Source organism: Acidilobus sp., from assembly GCF_049973875.1.
Taxonomy (GTDB): Archaea; Thermoproteota; Thermoprotei_A; order Sulfolobales; family Acidilobaceae; genus Acidilobus.
Window position 1 is genome coordinate 1 of the sequence record NZ_JBMFJI010000052.1, and the last position, 3,738, is coordinate 3,738.

At 59.1% G+C, this 3,738-nt stretch carries 3 protein-coding genes; 1 reads left to right on the forward strand and 2 read right to left on the reverse strand.

What is annotated here, in order from left to right:
• Nucleotides 1–218 precede the first annotated feature (218 nt).
• Nucleotides 219–1,652: an ABC transporter substrate-binding protein gene (locus ACP5H1_RS08105; protein WP_427973932.1), complete on the forward strand. Its 1,434-nt coding sequence runs from the start codon at nt 219–221 to the stop codon at nt 1,650–1,652.
• Between the two features lie 104 nt (nt 1,653–1,756).
• Here ACP5H1_RS08105 and ACP5H1_RS08110 read toward each other — a convergent pair whose 3' ends face one another.
• Together ACP5H1_RS08110 and ACP5H1_RS08115 are read right to left on the reverse strand one after the other, a co-directional pair.
• Nucleotides 1,757–3,244 carry an ADP-ribosylglycohydrolase family protein gene (locus ACP5H1_RS08110; protein ID WP_427973926.1) on the reverse strand — a complete coding sequence of 496 codons (1,488 nt, stop codon included), beginning with the start codon at nt 3,242–3,244 and terminating at the stop codon, nt 1,757–1,759.
• A 54-nt stretch (nt 3,245–3,298) separates the two neighbouring features.
• Nucleotides 3,299–3,738 (reverse strand): aldehyde dehydrogenase family protein (locus tag ACP5H1_RS08115; protein ID WP_427973929.1); only part of this gene is annotated, 440 nt, incomplete at its 5' end.

The following is a 3,738-nucleotide window of genomic DNA, read 5'->3' on the forward strand; positions in this document are numbered from 1 at the left end:
GTATAGGAAGGCTCCTAGTGCTGCTACTATCACCACAATAATTACAACTGCCGCGAGGGCCGCCCTGCTCAGGGAGTTCAAACTATCACCGACTTTCCCTGGCTGAAAGGAAAATAAAAGTTGTAGGGCCCTGAGGCGTCACTGAACCTATATAGAGAACAGCCATTTATGTAGGTTCGGTAGGTAACCTTTAAATAGAAGGGTACAACTTTAAATTGGTGGTTGACCTGAGCAGGGCCTCGGTCTCAAGGGCTGTCCTAGGGGTAATCATTGTAGTAGTTGTGGTTGTGGCGGCCATAGGCGCCTACTACGCGGCCAGGGCTACCAGGAGGCCTGTTACCCTGACGGTGGTCACCTACAGCGGCGCCCCGGCCCAGCCACTGCTCGAGCTGGCGGCCAGCGTGTTTGAGCAGGAGCACCCCGGCGTCAAGGTAAACGTGGTCACATTCCCCTACAGCCAGTACATATCGAACGAGCTCTCAGTGCTTGAGGCCAAGAGCCCGGAGTACGACGTCGTAACATACACGACGACCACCGTGGGCCAGGTGGCGCCCTACCTGCTGCCCCTGAACTCCTCCATCATAAACGAGAGCGACATACTTCCGCCTGACCTGCACGCTGCAGGCTTCTACTACAACCCCCTGACCGGCAACACTACGTGGGTAGGCGTGCCCATACAGACCGACGGCATAGTTATACTTTACAACGCCAGGTATTTCAACAACGCAACCCTGCAGCAGGAGTTCTACAACGAGTACCACGTGCAGCTGAGCCCGGAGACCTGGGGCAACTGGAGCACGGTACTTGACGTAGACCAGTTCTTCGTAAGCCACAACATAACAAAGTACGGGGTGCTGCTGTACACCGACCAGGCCGGCCTGCCGGCGAACTCCTTCATGGCCGTCTTCGGGTGGTACTACGTCAGGAACTCGAGCCTCAACTGCGGAAACCCGTTCGGAATGACAGGCTTTGGCACCATGTTCATGGGGTGCGTGCCGAGCTGGTGGGGCCACGGCTTCCCGCCGCCGGCGATAAACACCTCGGCCGGGGTCCAGGCGCTGGAGACCCTCAAGGAGCTGGTAAGCTACATGCCGCCGCCCACCCAGCTCCAGGTCACATTCTACAACTCTCTGCCACTGATGCTCAGCGGCCAGGCGCCAGCGATAGCGGGCTACCTGGGCCAGCTGCCAAGCATAGCGAACAAGTCCAACGCGAGCGTTGTTGGGGTCGCCCCGCTGCCAGGGGACTCGATAAGGATAGGGCTGACGTACATAGGGGTGAACAGGTACTCGCAGCACAAGCAGCTAGCCCTTGAGTTCCTCCAGCTTGTCGAGTCCCCGCAGTTCCAGGTCGAGGCGTTCCTCAGGACGTTCGTGTTCCCGTCAAGCAGGCAGGCCTATCAGATGATAATATCGAACACGTCCATACCGGCATACCTGAGGCAGTGGGCCCAGGCGGCCTTCGCGGCCGCGGGTAAGACGGCCTACGTGGCGCCTTACTTCCCTGCCATAACGTCGTCAGTGAACAGCCAGGTCGGCGAGTACCTCTTAAACTACATAGTGGGCGCAACGCCCAGCGCGGAGCAGGCACTCCAACAGGCGGCGGCGACCCTGGCCAGGGCGATAGAGGTCTACTACAGCGGCAGCTCATGATAAGCCCAGCCTTTAGGGTAAACGTTGTAAAGGTTTTTACCTTATAGCTTTTTGCTACGCCCTTTTCAGAAGTTGAAGCCGTGGCTTCGAGTTATGACAGGCGGCTACCTGTGATGCCTGGCGTTCCCCCTTCTATTGACGAAGCAGACGGTCTCCCTAACGAGCCTCTGGATGGTGCCCTGGTCGCGCTCCCTCAGGCAGCCGCACAGCCTTGAGGCCAGCCCCAAAAAGGGCTTAACACCGTGCCTGGCGCCCATGACTGCCCCCACCATAGAGGCTATGCTGTCATTGTCATGGGTCTTGTTGGCGGCCTCTAGGACGGCCCTGAGGGGGTCATCGGCGTACTTGAGCGATATGAAAAGCGCCAGGGGCACCGTCTCAAGGACGTGCCCTCCTGAGCCGGCTAGCCTTTCAGAGGCCATGTGCTCAACCTTCACATTATGCTCCAGCCCCCACTCAACGGCGTTAACTATGTACTCGTCGGCCGTGTTGCCTGGGTCAAAGGGAACCCTGCTGGCCCTCTTGGTCTGAACAGGCGCCGGGCCCGCCACGGCCCTCATTACCTTGGAGAACGCGCCCAGCTCCTCTTCCGGGTCCACTTTGACTGGCCTAGCCATCCTAGTTATGAACGTCAGGAACGCCAGGGAGAGCCCTACCTGCAGCGGTCCCCTGTGGGTCATTATTGTGGCAAGGACGGCGTCAGCAAAGAGCCCACTCAAATTATCGTTAATCCCCCTGGCGTGGGCTATGAGGAGGGGGTGAACCCTCATGATCGCCCCGTTGCCCAGTGACTTGATGCCAGAGAGGTACCACGGCATCCCCTTTTCCTTGTAGTTCCTCAGGAAGACTTTAACGGTGCCCCCTATGCCGAAGAGCCTGTGGCTTGAGAATATGGAGGCCAGGTCCTCAAGGTCTAGATACCCATTGGCGAGGAGCACTATCAGCGTGTCAAAGCTCATCTGAGTGTCGTCCGAGACGACCCCTCGGGCGCCCCTCGTCCTTTCGTTTGATATGAAACCCTCTATGTACCCATACTTTCTGGCCCTCTCCTCATGGCTCATGGACTCTGCGGGGTAGCCCAGGGCGTCGCCCACGGCGCCCCCTATCATCATGCCCTCGGCGGCCCTTGCATCTATGGCTTCCAGGTCGAGCAGCTCCTCAAGCTCCCTTGGAGGCGAGGCCGCAGGGACTTCGCTCACGTAACCTTTGTTTATTAGCTCCTGAAGCAGCTCCTCATTGAGCCTCTGGTCCCACCTGTACTCCTCAGCGTACCTTACCTTGATGTCGTACCAGCCCCTCCTCGGCATTATGAGGGACCTCCCCTGGCCTAGCTCAACGTCTTTAAGCTCGGCCACAGCTTTCGTCTTCGCGCTAGCGAGCTCGAACTCTACGAGCTCAGGCCTGGAGGAGAACTGGGGGCCGCAGAGGTCCCTGTCGACGGCCCAGATCCTGCAGTACGTCCCCTCACTGATGGCGTCGCCGAGGGGGTAAAAGGTCCTTGAGCACCTTATGGCGGCCCTCTGGCCGTTAAACCTGAGCGGCAGGCCCTTAGCTTCGCAGCTCCTGTACAGCCGGTTTAGCTTAAGCTCCAACTCGGCTCTGGGAGTTCAGTGGGCCTGAAATATAAAAAGGAAGGGGGCCTTCACTCACAGGTAGTCCCAGACCCCCTTGCCCCTGTAGTTATATACTATGGACTTGTACGCCGTGACGAAGTCTATCGTGTACCCTATGCCCTCCCTCCCTATGCCGGAGTCCTTCATGCCGCCGAAGGGGTAGTAGCCTATGCCGTGCTTCGGGTAGTCGTTTATGTAGACCGCCCCGACCTCGAGCAGCCTGGCGGCCTTCCTTATCTTGCCAGCGTTTATCATGAGTATGTTGACAAAAGGAACGGCAAGCCTCGCCCCTTCCAGGGCGGGGTGAGGCCTTTTAAGCCCTGGAAGGTCATGGTCGCTTGGCGTGGGGATGCCCCGAGAGGGGCTCCGCTGCGCCTGCGTGTCCCCGCGCCCCTGCTGCATACCCCCGAGTCCCAGGGGGCTGGGGGCAGGGGGCAACCCCCAGCGAGGGGTAGGGGTAACGGGTCTAAGGC